21 protein-coding genes are annotated in these 17107 nt (G+C 55.0%); 19 read left to right on the top strand and 2 right to left on the bottom strand.

Translation table 11 applies throughout. The features are described 5' to 3' along the window. Nucleotides 1-24: 24 nt before the first annotated feature. The 9 genes from C8N36_RS03295 to C8N36_RS03335 are packed head-to-tail and all read left to right on the top strand — an operon-like array spanning nt 25 to nt 7605. Nucleotides 25-537, top strand: a complete 513-nt coding sequence (locus tag C8N36_RS03295) for a TRAP transporter small permease (RefSeq protein WP_097803397.1) — start codon at nt 25-27, stop codon at nt 535-537. Between the two features lie 13 nt (nt 538-550). Then, a complete protein-coding gene (locus C8N36_RS03300) occupies nt 551-1879 on the top strand; it encodes a TRAP transporter large permease (protein ID WP_097803201.1) in 1329 nt (442 codons plus the stop codon). A 12-nt stretch (nt 1880-1891) separates the two neighbouring features. Next, on the top strand, nt 1892-3199 hold the full coding sequence (gene hisD / locus C8N36_RS03305) for a histidinol dehydrogenase (RefSeq protein ID WP_097803202.1): 1308 nt from the start codon (nt 1892-1894) through the stop codon (nt 3197-3199). Beyond that, nucleotides 3192-3953 (top strand): SDR family NAD(P)-dependent oxidoreductase, encoded by a 762-nt coding sequence (locus tag C8N36_RS03310; RefSeq protein WP_097803203.1) that lies wholly within the window; start codon nt 3192-3194, stop codon nt 3951-3953. Before hisD ends, C8N36_RS03310 begins: the two co-directional genes overlap by 8 nt. Further along, nucleotides 3950-4930 (top strand): alcohol dehydrogenase catalytic domain-containing protein, encoded by a 981-nt coding sequence (locus tag C8N36_RS03315; protein WP_097803204.1) that lies wholly within the window; start codon nt 3950-3952, stop codon nt 4928-4930. Before C8N36_RS03310 ends, C8N36_RS03315 begins: the two co-directional genes overlap by 4 nt. A gap of 27 nt (nt 4931-4957) precedes the next feature. Beyond that, the gene (locus C8N36_RS03320; protein ID WP_097803205.1) at nt 4958-5368 is read left to right on the top strand and encodes a universal stress protein; all 411 of its coding nucleotides are present in this window, start codon (nt 4958-4960) and stop codon (nt 5366-5368) included. Between the two features lie 48 nt (nt 5369-5416). After that, complete coding sequence (gene comD, locus C8N36_RS03325) at nt 5417-5923, top strand: sulfopyruvate decarboxylase subunit alpha (RefSeq protein ID WP_097803206.1); 507 nt, start codon at nt 5417-5419, stop codon at nt 5921-5923. After that, nucleotides 5920-6474, top strand: a complete 555-nt coding sequence (comE, locus tag C8N36_RS03330) for a sulfopyruvate decarboxylase subunit beta (RefSeq protein ID WP_097803207.1) — start codon at nt 5920-5922, stop codon at nt 6472-6474. The genes comD and comE overlap by 4 nt, the downstream gene beginning before the upstream one ends. 3 nt (nt 6475-6477) lie before the next feature. After that, nucleotides 6478-7605: an alpha-hydroxy acid oxidase gene (locus C8N36_RS03335; RefSeq protein ID WP_097803208.1), complete on the top strand. Its 1128-nt coding sequence runs from the start codon at nt 6478-6480 to the stop codon at nt 7603-7605. 12 nt (nt 7606-7617) lie between these two features. Here the strand turns inward: C8N36_RS03335 and irrA are convergent, their stop codons facing one another. After that, nucleotides 7618-8034: an iron response transcriptional regulator IrrA gene (irrA, locus tag C8N36_RS03340; protein ID WP_097803209.1), complete on the bottom strand. Its 417-nt coding sequence runs from the start codon at nt 8032-8034 to the stop codon at nt 7618-7620. Between the two features lie 200 nt (nt 8035-8234). Here irrA and fabA point away from each other — a divergent pair, with 200 nt between their 5' ends. The 7 genes from fabA to C8N36_RS03375 all read left to right on the top strand — a co-directional run bounded on the left by fabA (nt 8235) and on the right by C8N36_RS03375 (nt 13492). Continuing rightward, nucleotides 8235-8744, top strand: coding sequence for a bifunctional 3-hydroxydecanoyl-ACP dehydratase/trans-2-decenoyl-ACP isomerase (gene fabA, locus C8N36_RS03345; RefSeq protein WP_097803210.1), 510 nt, complete (start codon nt 8235-8237; stop codon nt 8742-8744). A gap of 240 nt (nt 8745-8984) precedes the next feature. Next, nucleotides 8985-9965, top strand: a complete 981-nt coding sequence (locus C8N36_RS03350; RefSeq protein WP_097803211.1) for an HAD family hydrolase — start codon at nt 8985-8987, stop codon at nt 9963-9965. Nucleotides 9966-10145: 180 nt separating this feature from the next. Further along, nucleotides 10146-11375: a beta-ketoacyl-ACP synthase I gene (fabB, locus tag C8N36_RS03355; protein WP_097803212.1), complete on the top strand. Its 1230-nt coding sequence runs from the start codon at nt 10146-10148 to the stop codon at nt 11373-11375. A gap of 15 nt (nt 11376-11390) precedes the next feature. Continuing rightward, complete coding sequence (locus C8N36_RS03360) at nt 11391-12182, top strand: enoyl-ACP reductase FabI (RefSeq protein ID WP_097803213.1); 792 nt, start codon at nt 11391-11393, stop codon at nt 12180-12182. 13 nt (nt 12183-12195) lie between these two features. Beyond that, nucleotides 12196-12528, top strand: coding sequence for a hypothetical protein (locus C8N36_RS03365; RefSeq protein ID WP_097803214.1), 333 nt, complete (start codon nt 12196-12198; stop codon nt 12526-12528). A gap of 26 nt (nt 12529-12554) precedes the next feature. Continuing rightward, entirely contained in the window at nt 12555-12902 is a 348-nt protein-coding gene (locus C8N36_RS03370) for a hypothetical protein (RefSeq protein WP_097803215.1), read from the top strand. Next, nucleotides 12899-13492, top strand: a complete 594-nt coding sequence (locus C8N36_RS03375; RefSeq protein WP_097803216.1) for a DedA family protein — start codon at nt 12899-12901, stop codon at nt 13490-13492. Before C8N36_RS03370 ends, C8N36_RS03375 begins: the two co-directional genes overlap by 4 nt. Before the next feature lie 10 nt (nt 13493-13502). Here the strand turns inward: C8N36_RS03375 and C8N36_RS03380 are convergent, their stop codons facing one another. Then, nucleotides 13503-14372: a hypothetical protein gene (locus C8N36_RS03380; RefSeq protein WP_097803217.1), complete on the bottom strand. Its 870-nt coding sequence runs from the start codon at nt 14370-14372 to the stop codon at nt 13503-13505. Between the two features lie 166 nt (nt 14373-14538). On the opposite strand from C8N36_RS03380, the gene miaB reads away from it, so the two are divergent. From miaB to C8N36_RS03395, 3 genes are all read left to right on the top strand, one after another. Further along, entirely contained in the window at nt 14539-15852 is a 1314-nt protein-coding gene (gene miaB, locus C8N36_RS03385) for a tRNA (N6-isopentenyl adenosine(37)-C2)-methylthiotransferase MiaB (RefSeq protein ID WP_097803218.1), read from the top strand. A 218-nt stretch (nt 15853-16070) separates the two neighbouring features. Continuing rightward, nucleotides 16071-16670, top strand: coding sequence for an OmpA family protein (locus C8N36_RS03390; protein ID WP_245910709.1), 600 nt, complete (start codon nt 16071-16073; stop codon nt 16668-16670). A gap of 13 nt (nt 16671-16683) precedes the next feature. After that, the gene (locus tag C8N36_RS03395) at nt 16684-16995 is read left to right on the top strand and encodes a hypothetical protein (RefSeq protein WP_097803220.1); all 312 of its coding nucleotides are present in this window, start codon (nt 16684-16686) and stop codon (nt 16993-16995) included. Nucleotides 16996-17107: the final 112 nt, after the last annotated feature.

Consider the following 17107-nt stretch of genomic DNA (forward strand, 5'->3'; position numbering starts at 1 on the left):
CATGGCCAACCGATGGGTTTCCTTATGAAGTTTTTGCACCTGTTAGATAAGAACGCAGAGCGATGGCTGCTTTTGACGTTCTATGTGATGTTGGTCGCGACCATGGCTGTCGAGGTCCTCAGACGCGAAGTTTTCTCCTACTCGTCGATCTGGGGAGAAGAAATCGTCCGATATTCATTCATCTATTTGGCGTGGATTGGTGCTGCCGCAGCGGTCAAAGAGCGCGCTCACATCCGCATCGACGTGATCATGCACTACCTCGGGCCGCGCACCAAAGCTCTTTTGTATATTTTTGGCGACATTGTCATGTTTCTGGTGGCCATAGTCGCCCTGCAATCTTCGTTCGAGGCGGTTCATGTCTCGGCCAAATTCGGGTCAGTGACCGACGGTTTGCGCATCTCGAAAGTGTGGTTCCTGATGGCCGTCCCTGCGGGGTTTACCCTGATAATCTGGCGTTTGCTGCAATCGTTTCGTCGTGACTTCCATTCCCTTCGGACCGGCAAGCCGGTTTACGAAGGCGATACATTGTTTGATTGAGGAGAGGTGAGAAATGCTCTGGAGTACACTTAATCAAACTGTTGAACTGGGTTGGGATTTTTACCTGCCAGTGATCATCTTTGTTGCGCTGATCGCCATGGCTGTTCCTGTGTGGGCTGCCATCGGGGCAACGGCAATTTTGATGTTATATATGTCAGGGGATTTGCCACTCAGCCTCGTCGGAGAAAGCCTGTTCTCTGGAATTGACGCGTTTGCGCTGACTGCCGTGCCGCTCTTTATTCTGACCGGTGATGTTTTGGTGCGAACCGGCCTGTCGCGCAAGTTTCTGGATGTGGCCGAGGCCTTGACCTGTTTCACCAAGGGCGGATTTGGCTCTGCGACGGTGCTCGTTTGCGGGATGTTTGCGGCCATATCGGGGTCTGACGCAGCCGGCGCTGCTGCCGTCGGACGCATGACAATAGCCCGTCTTGTCGAAAGCGGTTACCCGCGCCCCTATGCCTGCGCCCTCGTTGCAGCAGGTGCCTGCACCGGAATTTTGATCCCGCCATCAATCGCCTACATCATTATCGGTCTGGTCTTGGGTATTTCGGCTTCGACGCTGTTTCTTGCGGCCCTGATCCCGGGTTTGGCCATTTTGATCGCGATCCTTGTGACCAACCTGATTGTAAACAGGATCTATGCCTACGAAGGTGGCGGCCAGATGACTTTGGCGGAATGGCTCAGAAATCTGGGCAAGTCGCTCAAGTCAGGTTGGTACGCCTTTATCGTGCCCGGCATCATCTTTTACGGCATCTTTTCAGGGCGCTTAACCCCGACAGAAGCTGGTGCAACGGCTGTAGTTGTCACTATCGCAATGGGTTTTATTTTAAAGACACTGACCTTGGCAGATTTCCCTGCCATGCTGATCAGCTCGGCCAAAGTCAACGGAGTGATATTGCCCATCATCGCCTTTTCGGCACCTTTGGCCGAAGCGTTGGCGATTATGGGCGTCCCTCAGGGGTTTGTCACGTCCATCACAGGGCTAACAAATGAGCCTTGGATTTTGATCTTGTTGATGATCGGCATCTTGATCGCAGCGGGTTGCGTCATGGAAACCACGCCAAACATTGTGATCCTTGCCCCCATCCTAAAGCCGCTCGCGGACAACATCGGTATGAATGAAATTCAGTTCTGCATCATGATGATTACTGCTTTGGGTGTTGGCTTTATCACTCCGCCCCTTGGGCTCAACTTATTCGTGGTGTCGGGAATAACAGGAGAATCCATTCTCAAGATCGCCGCCCGCGCCGTGCCCTTCGTTTTGTGCATGTTCGTTGTTGTTCTGATGATCGCCTATATTCCGGCGATTTCGACAACGCTTTTGCCTGATATCTACAAATAGGACTGTTGTTCAATGCCACGTGAATACCTGAAAAAAGCATCCCTGACCGCCAAGTCCGACGCGTCAGAAGTACATGAAACCGTCAAATCCATTTTGGCTGACATCGAAGCTGATGGTGATGCCAAGGCCAAGGAATATGCGGCGAAATTTGACCGCTACGAGGGAAATGTCCTTCTGACGCCAGAAGAGATCGAGGCCGCCTTCGCGTTGGTTCCTGAAAAGTTGAAAGCAGACATCCGGTTTGCACATGACAACGTGCGCCGCTTTGCTGAGCTACAAAAGGGCACCACAACGGATGTTGAGATGGAAATCGCTCCGGGTTTTGTCGCAGGGCAAAAACTGATCCCGGTTGACGCCGCCGGGTGTTATGTGCCGGGCGGGCGCTACAGCCATATCGCCAGTGCGATTATGACGGTGACCACGGCCAAGGTTGCGGGATGCGGGCATATTACGGCTTGTTCGCCGCCACGTCCGGGGCAGGGGGTGCCACCCGCGATCGTTTATGCGGCCCATATCTGCGGTGCCGACAAGATCATGGCGATGGGCGGCGTTCAGGGCGTGGCCTCGATGACTTTTGGCTTGTTCGGATTGCCCAAGGCCAACATTCTGGTCGGCCCCGGCAACCAGTTTGTGGCCGAAGCCAAACGGATATTGTTTGGCCGGGTTGGCATCGACATGATCGCCGGGCCAACAGACAGTCTGATCTTGGCGGATAAGAATGCCGACGCACATATCGTGGCAACAGATTTGGTCAGCCAAGCCGAACACGGGTACAATTCGCCCGTTTGGTTGGTGACAGATGATCGTGATTTGGCCGAAAGGGTCATGGCGGCAGTACCGGCTCTGATTGAAGACCTGCCAGAATTGAACCGCGACAATGCGTTTGCCGCGTGGCGCGACTACGCAGAGGTGATCGTTTGCGAAGATCGCGAAGATATGGCGGCTTGTTCCGATGAATACGCGCCCGAACATTTGACCGTGCAGGCCGCTGATCTGGATTGGTGGCTGGATCGTCTGACTTGCTACGGATCGTTGTTTTTGGGCGAAGAAACCACCGTTTCCTATGGTGACAAGGCCACTGGCACCAACCACGTTTTGCCAACATCTGGCGCTGCCAGTTACACTGGCGGGCTTAGTGTCCACAAATATATGAAAATTGTCACGTGGCAGCGCTCAACCCGTGAGGCATCAAAAGGTGTTGCAGAAGCGACCGCACGGATTTCAAGGCTAGAGGGTATGGAAGGCCATGCGCGCGCGGCAGATGTCCGGCTTGCCAAATATTTCCCTGATGAAACTTTCGATCTGACTGCTGATGAGTAACGCGGTCGCTCTCTTTGATCTAAGCGGCAAGGTCGCATGTATTACCGGTGCCAGTTCAGGGCTTGGTCGCCGGGCGGCCATTGCCCTTGCCGGTGCTGGTGCGCAGGTCGTCGGGGTGGCCCGTCGGGCCGAAGCGTTGGACAGTCTTTGCGCTGAAATCGGTGAGCAGTCGGCAAGGGTGGTTGCGGATGTCGCGGATCAAAGCGGCGTTGCGAAATTGGCAAAGGCTGTTTCGGCCCCGTTTGGTGCACCTGACATTGTGATCCACGCGGCAGGTGTGAACACTCGGCAGGCTGCCGACGATGTGACACCCGAGGCGTGGAACCAAACGCTGGCGTTGAATTTGTCAGCTCCGTTTTTCCTAAGTCAGGCCTTGGTTCCGGCAATGAAGGCCAAGGGGTGGGGGCGGATCGTGAACTTTGCAAGCCTGCAAACCACTCGGGCTTTTCCTGGCGGAATTGCTTATGGGGCAACCAAGGCTGGCATAGGTCAATTGACCCGCGCAATGGCCGAGGCATGGTCTCCGCACGGGATCACCGCCAATGCCATCGGGCCCGGTTTTTTTCCGACGGAATTGACCCAAGCGGTGTTCGATGATCCCGATCGGGCGGCGCGCAATGCTGCGCAAACCTGCGCAGGGCGCAATGGTACGCTGGAGGATATCGATGGACCGGTACTGTTCTTGTGTTCGGACGCGTCCAGTTTTGTCACAGGCCAAGTGTTGATGGTCGACGGGGGGTTTACTGCGAAATGAAGGCACTGGTTTATGACGGCGTTGAACAATTGGGGTTTCGCGATGTTGCGGACCCTGAGCCACGCAAAGAGGAACAGCTGATCCGTGTCGAAGCCGTCGGCATTTGCGGATCTGATATGCATGCCTATTTGGGGCATGACGACCGCAGACCGGCCCCGTTGATTTTGGGGCACGAGGCCGCAGGCACGATTGTCGGCGGGTCCAAAGACGGGGTGCGCGTGACTGTGAACCCATTGGTGACCTGCATGATCTGCGACGCCTGTCAGGCGGGCCGTGAAAACCTGTGCGCACAACGCCAGATCATTTCCATGCCGCCGCGCGAAGGGGCGTTTGCGCAATATCTGGCCATGCCGGATCGCAATCTTGTTGAGATCCCTGATGGCACCACAACCGACAAAGCATCGCTGGCCGAGCCCTTGGCCGTCAGCTGGCATGCCGTTCGACTGGCTTTGGAATCGTTGCACATGTCGATGCCCAAATCTGCGCTGGTGATCGGCGGCGGCGCGATTGGTTTGGCGGCGGCCTTGGCCTTGACGGCCAATGGGGTGACTGACGTCACGATCGCGGAACCGAACGCAGCCCGCCGGACGTTTTTGGCGCAGGTATGCGGCCAATCCGTCGTCGAGACCGCTGAGGGCAGCTATGGCATTGTGATTGATGCGGTTGGCTATGCTGCTACGCGCCGCATAGCCTCGGCCCTTGCGCAACCGGGCGGTGTGATTGCCCATGTCGGGTTGGGCGAAGACCTAGGCGGACTGGATGTGCGCCGGCTGACGTTGCAGGAAATCACTTTTATCGGCACCTACACCTATACCGCCCAAGATTTCCGGGACACCGCGCAAGCGATTTTCGACGGCCGTCTCGGGCCGCTGGATTGGCCTGAGAAACGCGCGCTTGGCGATGGCTTTCAAGCTTTTCAGGATTTGCGCGCCGGAGCGGTTTCGGCCCCGAAAATTATTCTAGACCCTTGGGCCTAAAGCCCACCACACGACCGGAAAAGACTGATGTATAAAAAAATTCTCGTTCCTATGGCGCTGGATCATGGCGTATCTGAGCACACTTTGGAGATCGCAAAGTCATTGTCGGCAGGCACCGGCGAAATCATCGCCTTGCATGTCTATGAGGCACCGCAAGGCTCGGTGATGGCGTATCTTGGCGAAGAGGCTGTCAAAGAAGGTTTTCAAACCGCCAAGGGCCAGCTTGCTGCTAAAACAGACGGCTTGGACGGTGTGCAAGCAGTCATTGTCAAAGGCCATACATATCGAACAATCATCGATTATGCGGCTGAAAACGGCATCGATTGTATCGTGATCGGGTCTCATAAGCCGGGGCTGAGTGATTTTCTGCTTGGGTCCACTGCGGCGCGTGTCGTGCGTCATGCCGCTTGCGCCGTTCATGTGCATCGCAGTTCCTAAGTCAACACATGCGCCCTTTTAGGGCCTGAACCAAAAGGCAAAATAAACATGAGTATCGACAAGAAGATCGTAGATGATCTTGTTGCGAACGACATTTCCTTTGTGACAACAGTGCCGTGCAAACAGCTTGCCGGTGTCATCGAGGAAGTCGAAGCAAGACCAGAGATTTTCCACATTCCTTCGAACAAAGAAGATGAAGGTATGGGGCTGTGCGCGGGGGCCTTTATGGGCGGGAAACGCCCGGCTATCATTATGCAAAACACTGCCATTGGCGTGACAATCAATACGCTGGCGACTTTGATCCAGTACTACCGCATGCCTTTGCCAATGTTGATTTCATACCGCGGTGAGCTGCGCGAACCTGTGGCCTGTCAGGTTGAAATGGCAGTTCACACCAAAGCGCTGCTTAACCAGATGAACGTTCCGACGTATCATTTTCACAAAGAATCTGACGTCGACGAACTTGATGCAATCTTGAAGTACACCTTCATGTGCAACAAACCTGTGGCCATCTTAACCGATGCGAGTTTTTGGGGAGGCTACGGCGACCAATGATCCGTTCTGAAATTCTGCGTGACATCGCGCCAATCCTTCGCGATCAACTGGTTGTTTGCAACATCGGGCTGCCCAGCCAAGAGCTGCACATGATCGACGATCAACCCACCAATTTTTATATGCTCGGAACCATGGGGCTGTCGTCGTCGATTGGTCTTGGGCTGGCTTTGGCTCAGGATAAAACGGTCATTTCCATCGATGGCGATGGATCGGTTTTGACCAATCTTGGAACGCTTCCCACCATCGCTAACAATGTTGCCGACAACTACATCTTGATGATCATCGACAACGGGTCTTACGGGTCGACCGGTGATCAGCCGACATATGCGGGCAAAAAGACCAGCCTGACGGCAGTGGCCCGCGCCTGTGGTTGCGAAAACGTGGTTGAATGCCAGGATGTGGATGCAGGCAAAGTCCTGCAAGCGGCCATCGACAGCAAAAAGATGACGGTCATCGTCGTCAAGTGCGACAGCGGAAATATCAAACTTCCGGTTATTACAATGGACCCTGTCGTGATCCGGGATCGCTTCATGACCGCAATAAAGGCATAACTCATGGGGCGTGCTGCGCAAATTCATTCCTCCAAAGATGCGCGGCGCCTCGCCAAAAAGCGACTGCCGTGGATGATTTTTGACTATATCGACGGCGCTGCCGGTGGGGAAACTGGTGCTGATCATAACCGTTTGGCGTTTGATCAGTTAAAGCTGAGGCCGCGCATTTTGCGCGATGTCAGCGATAGAAACATGTCGGTCAACCTGTTTGGCGAGAGGATGGGGCAACCGTTCGGCATTGCGCCGATGGGAATGTGCAACCTGTCAGGGCCCGGTGCGGACTTGATGCTTGCGCGGTTGGCAGCCCGGCACAAAATTCCGCACGGGGTTTCGACGGTAGCCTCGACCCCAATGGAAAAGATCATCGAAGTGGCCGAAGGGCATGCGTGGTTTCAGCTGTATTATAGCGGCGACGGGGTTGGCACATTCAAACTGGTTCAGCGCGCCAAGGCAGCTGGATACAAGACACTTGTCTTGACCGTCGATGTCCCGGAGGTCGGTCGCAGGCCGCGTGAATTGCGGCATGGGTTCAAGATGCCTTTCAAGATTGGGCCACGCCAGTTCATTGATTTTGCGCTGCATCCGCAGTGGTCGCTGACCTCTTTGGCGGCGGGCAAACCGCAAATGGCGAATTTCGACATGCCGGGATACGAATTTGATCGCACCGAAAGTCGTGCAAGGGCCACTTGGGAAACCTTGTCCAAACTGCGCGACGTCTGGCCGGGAAATCTGGTGGTTAAAGGTGTGTTGGACGTCGAAGACGCGATTACACTTAAGGAGGCGGGGGTGGATGCAGTTCAGGTGTCCAGCCACGGCGCGCGGCAGTTGGAAAGCGCTCCGTCTCCGATCGAAGTACTGCCGAAAATGCGCCAAGCCTTGGGGCCGGAATTTCCCATTTTCTTTGATAGCGGGCTTAGATCTGGCGAAGATGCGCTAAAGGCACTGGCAAGCGGTGCTGATTTCACGTTCTTCGGGCGGGTCCTGCAATACGCCATTGCCGCTGGTGGTGAGCCGGGACTTAACCGGTTGTGGACCGTGCTGGAGGATGAGCTATCAATAGCCATGGCCCAAACAGGGCTTTGCGATCTTGACCGAGCTACGGTGGCAAGGGCCATAGCAGCCCCGACTTAGAATCTGCCCGATCTAGGTTTTACGCAGACGAATGACCACATCAACGGATGCGATTTCCATTCCCTCGGGGGCATCGGGCAATTCTACAATGCGCAATTGCTCCATGGGGGCATCGGTCAGCTTTCCGCTGTCTTCCCAAAAGAAATGCGGGTGGTCATGGGTGTTGGTGTCAAAATAACTGCGTGACCCGTCAACCGTGACCTCTTGCATCAATCCAGCGGAACAAAACGCCTTGAGCGTGTTGTAGACTGTCGCCAGTGACACGGGTTCGCCCATTGTCTTGGCGCTTTCGAACAGGCCTTCTGCGGTGACATGACGGTTTTGCCCGTCGCCCACCAAAAGCGCCGCCAAGGCAAGACGTTGCCGTGTCGGACGCAGATCCGATTTTCCAAGCCAATCTTTGCCGCGCGTCAGTGCCATCGAGTTCATTAGCTGTCAGTTCCTATTTGCTGCACGCTATATATAAGTCTGATTGGGGTATCTTTTCAAACGAATTTGCAGTTGCGCCTCAGTCGCATGAAAATTTAACAACAATCCCCCCCCCTTAGCCTGCCACTTGCTGGGATGCGGGGCGGGTGTTAGATAAGCTGAACCAAGACTACATAGAACAAATAAAGGGGCGTGTCTGAATGGCCGACTATCCCACGAGCTTCAGCAAAGAAGATCTTCTGAAATGTGCCGCAGGCGACCTGTTTGGACCGGGCAATGCCCAGCTACCGGCCCCGCCCATGCTGATGATGGACCGTATCACGGATATTTCCGCAGATGGCGGTGCACATGGCAAAGGCCATGTTCTGGCGGAATTCGACATCACGCCAGACCTGTGGTTCTTTGAATGCCACTTTCCAGGGAACCCGATTATGCCCGGTTGCCTTGGTCTTGATGGCTTGTGGCAGCTGACCGGTTTTAATCTTGGCTGGCGCGGCTGGCAGGGGCGCGGCTATGCGCTGGGTGTGGGTGAGATCAAGCTAAAGGCGATGGTGCGTCCTGACGCCAAGCTGCTGACCTATAAAATCGACTTTACCAAAGCGATCCAAACGCGCCGCCTGACCATGGGTGTTGCGGATGGCACCGTCGAAATCGACGGCGAGCTGGCGTATGAAGTCAAAGATATGAAGGTCGCGCTTAGCGAAAGCTGATCTTGATTGATCTGATTAGACGTAAAAGGGGCCTTAGGGCCTCTTTTTTGTGTGCTGGCGTAAAGTTTGAAGCAGCGGTCTGCACATCATTTGCGGGTAGGAGGTGCGCGCGTATTAGGCGTTTTGGTTGCTTTGCATTCTTCTTAAGCGGAATCTGTGCGCAACTTGCCAAGCCCCTGACCTTGGCATATGGTTTTACCGCACCCTCTTTTAAATGTTTGATTTTATAGGATATCTGCTGTGAAACTTCTAACAACTGCTATCACTACAGCGCTTTTTGCAAGTGCGAGCTTTGCTTTTGCTGATCCACTTCCGTCGTGGAGTGATACCGCCGCACGTGAACGCATTATCTCGTTCGTAGACAGTGTCACGGACACTGCGTCTGATGACTATGTCACGCCCGCAGACCGGATTGCTGTGTTTGACAATGATGGCACCCTTTGGGGGGAACAGCCTGTTTACTTTCAGCTCATCTATGCAATCGACGCAGTCAAAGCGAAGGCAGCCGAAGATCCAGCGTTCCTGACGACTGACGCGCTAAAGGCTGCTGCTGAGGGGGATATCGAAGCACTGGCAGAGGGGGGGATGGATGCCCTTCTTGAGGTGATTAACGCAACCCATTCGGGTCTGGCTGTTGAAGATTACCAAGCGAGCGTTTCCGAGTGGCTCGATACGGCCAAGCACCCGACGACCGGTCTTGGGTATGACGAAATGACGTACCAGCCGATGGTGGAACTGCTCAGCTACCTGCGCGACGAAGACTTTAAAACCTACATCGTTTCGGGTGGTGGTATCCATTTCATGCGGGTATTCGCGCAGCGGGCGTATGGCATTCCCACCGAGCAGGTCATCGGCACTTATACCGAAACAAGCTATTCTGTGGTGGACGGCACCCCCGTTATCACCAAAGAGCCGGGCATCGCCTTTGTGGACGACAAAGAAGGCAAACCGATCAACATCGACCGCGTCATTGGCAAGCGGCCAATCATAGCTGGGGGTAACTCGGATGGTGATTTTCCGATGATTGAGTGGACAACTGCCGGTGAAGGCGCGCGCCTTGGCATGATCCTTCATCACACCGACGCAGAACGCGAAGTCGCTTATGATTGTGACAGCCATATTGGCCGCCTGTGTGACGGGCTGGAAAAAGGGCCGGATATGGGCTGGTTGATCATCGATATGGCCAAAGACTGGTCTGCCGTTTACACGGCCGGACGGTAAGCGGTCACGCTGATAAAAGTTGGAGCCGGCGGATACAGTGATCGTTCATTGTATCCGTTTCGTCTGTATCTATAGCGGGCCGTATCCTGCGCTGGTATGATTATCCGGCGATACGCCGCACCACCTTGCCCCCCGTTCTTGCCTGCCTTACTAAGACATTAGCAAATCTAGGGAGGCCGTATGCGCCGCGTCGTCGTTACAGGGCTGGGGATCGTATCCAGCATCGGGAACAATGCCGAAGAAGTTCTGGCATCTCTCAAAACCGGAAAATCCGGGATCACCGCCAATGAGGCGATGAAGGAACACGGGTTCCGCAGCCAGATTGCTGGTGATATCAAAATCAATCCGGCTGAGCATATAGACAAGCGCACCTTGCGTTTCATGGGGCCCGGTGCGGCCTACGCCTATATCGCCATGAAGCAGGCGATCGAAGATTCCGGTCTTGAGGAAAGCGATGTTGTGAACCCGCGGACCGGCCTTGTGGCTGGCTCTGGTGGTCCGTCGACCTCGGCCATGTTGGCTGCGCATCAAACAGTGCTGAAAACCGGCGCAACCAAGCGGATCGGGCCTTTTGCCGTTCCCAAGACCATGTGTTCGACAGTGTCTGCCAACCTGTCGACGGCGTTCAAGATCAAGGGCATCAACTATTCCATCACTTCAGCCTGCTCGACCTCGCTACATTGCATCGGCAATGCGGCTGAACAAATCATGATGGGCAAGCAAGACGTGATGTTTGCTGGCGGCGGCGAAGAACTGGATTGGACGCTGTCCTGCCTGTTCGATGCGATGGGCGCGATGTCTTCGAAATACAACGACACGCCAGAACGCGCGAGCCGGGCGTTTGACGCGGACCGCGACGGTTTTGTGATCGGCGGCGGCGGCGGAATGCTGGTGCTGGAAGATCTGGAACACGCCAAAGCGCGCGGTGCCAAGATTTATGCTGAAATCACCGGCTATGGCGCGACGTCTGACGGCGCTGACATGGTTGCCCCTTCGGGTGAAGGCGGCGAACGCGCCATGCGTGTGGCCCTGTCCACCGTGCCAGAAGGCCGCAAGGTCAGCTACATCAACGCCCATGGTACATCGACGCCCGTTGGCGACGTTGGTGAAATCGAAGCCGTGCGCCGCGTATTTGGCGAAGGTTCGACACCGCCCGTTTCGTCGACCAAATCGATGACCGGCCACAGCCAAGGTGCAACCGGTGCCCAAGAAGCGATCTATTGCTTGTTGGCGCTCGAACATGATTTCCTGATCCCATCGATAAACGTGGAAAACCTCGATCCGGCCCTGAAGCCGGAAGAGATTGTGACCGAGATTGTAGAAAACGCCGGACTGGATTCGGTCATGACAAACTCATTTGGCTTTGGTGGTACCAATGGCTCGATGGTTATGTCCAAGTTCAAAGACTAAGGCGGGACCCAAGTTATGACCATTGATCTGAAGGGCAAGCGCGGCCTCATTATGGGCGTCGCCAATGAACGCTCAATCGCGTGGGGCATCGCCAAGGCTTGCGCCGAAGCGGGTGCAGAACTGGCGTTTACCTACCAAGGAGAAGCCTTTGGTAAGCGGCTTCAGCCATTGGCAGCCAGTGTTGGCAGCGACTTTATGGTCGATGTCGATGTCACCGATGATGCATCGCTTGATACGGCGTTTGACCAGTTGGCCGCGCGCTGGGACAGCATCGATTTTGTTGTCCACGCCATTGCCTATTCGGACAAGAATGAGCTGACCGGACGTATCTTGAACACCTCGCGCGAGAACTTCAAAAACTCGCTCGATATTTCGGCTTATTCCTTCATAGAAGTGGCGCGCCGTGCGCACCCTTTGATGAAGGAAAATGGCGGCACGTTGCTGACATTGACCTATATGGGTTCAACCCGCGTGACGCCAAACTACAACGTAATGGGCGTGGCCAAAGCGGCGCTGGAATCCACAACCCGCTACTTGGCCAATGATCTTGGACCAGAGGGCATTCGTGTCAACGCCTTGTCTCCGGGACCGATGAAGACGCTGGCGGGCGCTGCAATTGGTGGGGCGCGCAAGACATACAAGCACACCGACCAAAACGCTCCTTTGCGGTCGAACGCGACACTAGACGCCGTCGGCGGCACCGCTGTTTGGCTGATTTCGGACGCGGGTGCCTGCACCACGGGTGAAATTGTGCGCGTCGATGGCGGGTTCCATGTGCTGGGCATGCCGCAGCAAGACAACCTATAAAGAGGGGGCCGCTATGTTGCGCCTTGTTTTACTGAGCAGCGCGGTATTGAGCGTGGCAGGATGTCTGCAAGGCGCGCCCGCCGGGGACGCGTCGCAACCGGCGCGCAGCGACGGTATCGCGCGCAAGCTGGCTGTTGGCGTGTCACCCGCCGAAGCTACTGTTGCGCTGGGCGCTGATGCCGGTTTCGAACGCAATCCGGACAACTGGGATGAATCTTGTGTGAGCTATAGTTATGGAACGCCCGAGGCCCCAAAATATGTGCATGCGGTGTTTGTGAACGACGCATTGGTGCGCGCGACGGATGCGCATGTGGGGATCTGCTCTTACGAAGCGACCCCCCTTTGATGATCTGAGGAAAGGACGTGTGACCGATGCCCAATCTGCGAACACGATCCTTTTGGCTCAAGGCGGCTTTTGTGGGGGCCGTTGCCGTTACCTTGTTTTTTGCGGTGCGGTTGGTGGCGTTTTCAATTTTTTGGGCCGATCCCGCGCACCGTGATCAAACCGTCGAAGGCTGGATGACACCGGGGTATGTTGCGCATTCCTGGCATGTGCCACACGAGGTCATGATAGACGCTCTGGCCATTGCGCCGTCTCCTGATGGGCCCCCGTCAAAACGCAAAACAATTGAGGATCTCGCTAAGCTGCGCGGTATTCCGGTTGCGCAATTGATTGCGCAGATCGATGCGGCCATCGCCATTCATCGGGCGAAACAATGAGCGACGCAATCTTTGCCTTGGTGCCTGTCTATGGCGGCTGGGTCATCTTTATTGCAACGTTTTTGTCCTGTCTTGCGCTGCCAATGCCAGCATCTTTGATCATGCTTGGTGGCGGGGCATTTGCAGCAAGTGGCGATTTGGTTTTGTGGACATCAGCGCTGTCTGCCTATGTCGGGGCCGTGGCGGGGGATCACACAGGGTATCTGCTGGGCCGCCGGGGTGGGACTGGGTTTGTTGAGCGGCTAAAAAAGCGCGGTCAGGTCGGTGATACCGTGACCAAAGCCTCTGAGATGTTGGCGCGCCGCGGCGTTGCGGCGGTGTTTCTAACAAGGTGGCTGTTTAGCCCCTTAGGCCCCTATGTGAATTTCATCAGCGGCGCGGCGGGACTAAAACTTCGCGTATTTTCAACCGGCAGCCTGTCTGGCGAAGCGGTTTGGGTCCTTCTTTATATTGGGCTTGGCTATGGGTTTGCCGCACATATCAACGAAATCGCCGAAGTGGCGAGCGACTTGGCAGGTATTTTGGCCGGAGGAGCAATGACAACCCTTTTGGGGTGGGCGCTGTTTCGCAAACGTCGGGCACGAGCCTAGGCCCGCCGTGCTAGAACCACTGGCCGGGTTCGATCAACCCCAGATCCAGCAATTGTCTGGAATGCCATTCAAACGGCATAGAATTATGCCAGTGAAAACTGCTGATCTCATAAGTAGACCCAGGATTGTGCTTTAACGCTTTGGCCGTGCGAAACGAGACAATGGCGGCGGTCAGATTGTTGTGCCATGGGCAGGCATAGGTGTTGTATTCTTCGTCATCAAACGTGTGGTCATTGCGCAAGTGAAGGCCGGGTTTCGACTTGAACAGCGAAATCCTGTCGATTTTGCGGCGCTCGGCGGGAACATGCTCCTCGTATCGCCACCGCAAGCCTCCAAAAAAATCGAGCTGCCGTTCTTTTGGATGATTGTGATTGGCGGCGTCCGGCCGCGCCAAAGCGTAGTAGCCGGAGCGGTCAAGATGCGCGTGATCCAGCGACACCGCGTTCGGGTATCTGTCCAAATCGTCCGCATATAAATCAACAACATACGTCAGCATCGCTTCGCGTCGCTCTTCGGTATGATAGCTAAGCATTTCGCCGACTGTCCGTGTTTCGCAAAACGGAAAAAACAGGTATTCGGCATTGTAGCAGTAGTACATCCAGATATTAGGGGCCGCTGAAATCACTGCGTTAACAGCGGATTGCAGCGCATTGTCCACGGACATGTCATATTCTACGCGGTGGACTTTGTTGTCCAGATCCGCAGGCAGTGAAAACTGCGAAGACATGAAAACAATGATCGAGGCAAATCCGGAATGCCGGTGATGGCGCAATGTTGTACTTAGCTCGGCATCGTCTTCGGCAAAGACCATCGCTATGGGGCCTTTGGCATAGGCCGCTTTGCCACGTGTGATAAAATCCTCAAGCCCGTCGTAATACATTCTGCGCCTCTAAACCGGGGGAACCCCGGAATTCTATCGCAGAATCGGTGAAAATCTCGTGCATTGCAAGACAGGGTGTTTTTGCGCTATTGCCAGCCTCTGATCGCGGATAAAATTTTCGCCGAAAATTTGCCCCCTCCGCACCGCCAGCGCGACAGGATATAACATGACCGAGCCCAAGAAGCTTTTCATCAAGACCTACGGGTGCCAGATGAACGTTTATGACAGTGAACGTATGGCCGAAGCCATGGGTGGAACCGGCTATGTGCAAACCGAGACGCCTGACGATGCGGATATGATCTTGCTCAATACCTGCCATATTCGCGAGAAGGCAGCTGAGAAGGTGTATTCCGAGTTGGGCCGCTACAAAGGTCTTAAGGCAAACAATCCTGAGCTGAAGATCGGGGTTGCAGGCTGTGTTGCCCAAGCCGAGGGCAAAGAGATCATGCGCCGCCAGCCAATGGTTGATCTGGTTGTGGGGCCACAAAGCTATCACCGTCTGCCAGAGCTTGAGGCGAAAGCCCGCGCTGGTGAAAAAGCGGTGGATACGGATTTTCCCGAGGATGACAAATTCGCTGCGCTCAAAACACGTCCCAAGGCCAAACGCGGTCCGACGGCCTTTTTGACCGTGCAGGAAGGGTGCGACAAGTTTTGCGCCTTTTGCGTTGTACCCTATACGCGCGGCGCGGAGGTCAGCCGTCCAGCGGCGCGGATTATGGACGAAGCACGGGATTTGGTCGAACGCGGTGTTCGCGAGCTGACTTTGCTTGGCCAAAACGTGAATGCCTATCACGGTCACGAAAAGGGTCTTGGCGGTTTGATTCGCCAACTGGCAACTGTCGATGGCTTGGAGCGAATCCGCTTCACCACCTCACATCCCAATGACATGGACGACGATTTGATTGCTGCACATGCCGATTGCGAAAAGCTGATGCCGTATTTACATCTGCCTGTGCAGGCCGGAAGCGATAAGATTTTGAAGCGGATGAACCGGCAACACACGGCAGAGGAATATCTAAAGCTGGTTGAACGTTTGCGGTCCGTGCGCCCTGATCTTCACATGTCCGGTGACTTTATCGTCGGTTTTCCCGAGGAAACGGAAGAAGATTTTCAGGCGACGCTCGATTTGGTGAAGGCAGTTGAGTACGGGTCGGCTTTTTCGTTCAAGTATTCCGAACGCCCCGGCACACCAGCGGCTGAACGCCCACAGGTTCCCGAAGACGAGAAGGCGGACCGACTACTCCGCTTGCAAACGTTGCTGACAACGCAGCAAAAAGCGCTGCAAGACGCAATGGTTGGCCGTGACGTCACCGTTTTGTTTGAAAAAGCAGGCCGCGATCCGGGGCAGATGGTCGGTAAATCCGAATATCTGCACGCTGTTCATGTTCAGGCCGAGGGAATCGCTCCGGGGGATATGGCGCGCGTGCGAATCGTTTGGTCTGGCCGCAATTCATTGAACGGAGAGCTTTTGCAAGGCTAAGGCGCGCAACAAGCCATTGTTTCGCAATGCTGAACGGACTTATCCACAAGAAAGCAATAGATAATTGGGAATTGTTTCCGAAATCGCCCCAATCGGGCGGCCTTTTCGCTTCACACAAGTGAATTGAATGCTAATGTGTTGATTATAGTAAGTTTGCATGTGCCGCTGCCAAGACTGGCGCATGCAATGGGGGAAACACAAACCAAGGGACAGAGGCTGTGGCTAATCGTATGACCAAAGCCGTTGGCGCATTTGCGCTGGCTGCTCTCGCTGGCATTTCGGCCACCGCGCCGGCATTTGCCGATGTGGCGGGGCAAAAATCACCTTTTATTTCGACACAAAACACTCGGACCGTTCAGGGTGAGCAATACATTCCTGGAATCTGGATCGATCCGGACGGATGTGAGCACTGGGTAATGGATGATGGTGTCGAAGGCTACATGACGCCGCACACCGACCGCAAAGGTATCCCGGTATGTAACCGCGGCAATGTTTGCGGCGTTATGAACTCAGACCAGTTCTTTGCAACAAACAGCCACCGGATTTCTTCGGCTGGGAAGCAAAGATTGGCCGACTTCTTCAACAAGGCGTCCGCGACGGCCTATATCATTTCGGGTCACACCGACAGCCGCGCGTCTGACGGCTACAATATGAAGTTGAGCTACAACCGTGCCTTATCTGTAGCGCAGGTCGGACGTTCAACCGGTGCGAATATCGTAGACATTCGCGGATACGGCGAACGGATGCCCGTTGCGTCCAACGGCTCTTCCACCGGCATGGCAAAGAATCGCCGCGTCGAAATCATCTGCATTCGATAAAGGGGTCACGGATATGAAATTGACAAAAATGGCCCTTTTGACGGGTGTCGCAGCGGCTATTCTGGCCGGCTGTACACCAATTGGTCCGGACAAAAGCCTTGATCGGGGTCTTTTCGACCAAGATGATCTGAGCAATATGCACGCAGGAATCTGGGTTGACCCAAATGGCTGTGATCACTGGATCATTGACGACGGTGTCGAAGGCTACCTATCCGCACGTCTCGACAAATACGGCAAGCCTGTTTGCTCGGGAACGGCACCCCCGACTGTCGCAACCGGTAACTTCAAGCAAGGTTCGACCTCGATTATCGGTGATCCGCGCTAAAACTTGAATGACATCAATTTTGGGCTGGCCGTGCATTTCCATGCGCGGCCAGTTTCGATTCTATCCCCAGAGAATTTCACTACGACACTTGCGCATTGCCGCGCAGCTTGGC

The sequence above is a fragment of the Pelagimonas varians genome, assembly GCF_003208435.1.
GTDB classification, from domain to species: Bacteria; Pseudomonadota; Alphaproteobacteria; order Rhodobacterales; family Rhodobacteraceae; genus Pelagimonas; species Pelagimonas varians.

Bases quoted from the DNA above. Each gene is read 5' to 3' on its own strand.
- C8N36_RS03295 (WP_097803397.1), top strand. From the start codon at position 25: ATGAAGTTTTTGCACCTGTTAGATAAGAACGCAGAGCGATGGCTGCTT.
- C8N36_RS03300 (WP_097803201.1), top strand. From the start codon at position 551: ATGCTCTGGAGTACACTTAATCAAACTGTTGAACTGGGTTGGGATTTT.
- hisD (WP_097803202.1), top strand. From the start codon at position 1,892: ATGCCACGTGAATACCTGAAAAAAGCATCCCTGACCGCCAAGTCCGAC.
- C8N36_RS03310 (WP_097803203.1), top strand. From the start codon at position 3,192: ATGAGTAACGCGGTCGCTCTCTTTGATCTAAGCGGCAAGGTCGCATGT.
- C8N36_RS03315 (WP_097803204.1), top strand. From the start codon at position 3,950: ATGAAGGCACTGGTTTATGACGGCGTTGAACAATTGGGGTTTCGCGAT.
- C8N36_RS03320 (WP_097803205.1), top strand. From the start codon at position 4,958: ATGTATAAAAAAATTCTCGTTCCTATGGCGCTGGATCATGGCGTATCT.
- comD (WP_097803206.1), top strand. From the start codon at position 5,417: ATGAGTATCGACAAGAAGATCGTAGATGATCTTGTTGCGAACGACATT.
- comE (WP_097803207.1), top strand. From the start codon at position 5,920: ATGATCCGTTCTGAAATTCTGCGTGACATCGCGCCAATCCTTCGCGAT.
- C8N36_RS03335 (WP_097803208.1), top strand. From the start codon at position 6,478: ATGGGGCGTGCTGCGCAAATTCATTCCTCCAAAGATGCGCGGCGCCTC.
- irrA (WP_097803209.1), bottom strand. From the start codon at position 8,034: ATGAACTCGATGGCACTGACGCGCGGCAAAGATTGGCTTGGAAAATCG.
- fabA (WP_097803210.1), top strand. From the start codon at position 8,235: ATGGCCGACTATCCCACGAGCTTCAGCAAAGAAGATCTTCTGAAATGT.
- fabB (WP_097803212.1), top strand. From the start codon at position 10,146: ATGCGCCGCGTCGTCGTTACAGGGCTGGGGATCGTATCCAGCATCGGG.
- C8N36_RS03360 (WP_097803213.1), top strand. From the start codon at position 11,391: ATGACCATTGATCTGAAGGGCAAGCGCGGCCTCATTATGGGCGTCGCC.
- C8N36_RS03365 (WP_097803214.1), top strand. From the start codon at position 12,196: ATGTTGCGCCTTGTTTTACTGAGCAGCGCGGTATTGAGCGTGGCAGGA.
- C8N36_RS03370 (WP_097803215.1), top strand. From the start codon at position 12,555: ATGCCCAATCTGCGAACACGATCCTTTTGGCTCAAGGCGGCTTTTGTG.
- C8N36_RS03375 (WP_097803216.1), top strand. From the start codon at position 12,899: ATGAGCGACGCAATCTTTGCCTTGGTGCCTGTCTATGGCGGCTGGGTC.
- C8N36_RS03380 (WP_097803217.1), bottom strand. From the start codon at position 14,372: ATGTATTACGACGGGCTTGAGGATTTTATCACACGTGGCAAAGCGGCC.
- miaB (WP_097803218.1), top strand. From the start codon at position 14,539: ATGACCGAGCCCAAGAAGCTTTTCATCAAGACCTACGGGTGCCAGATG.
- C8N36_RS03395 (WP_097803220.1), top strand. From the start codon at position 16,684: ATGAAATTGACAAAAATGGCCCTTTTGACGGGTGTCGCAGCGGCTATT.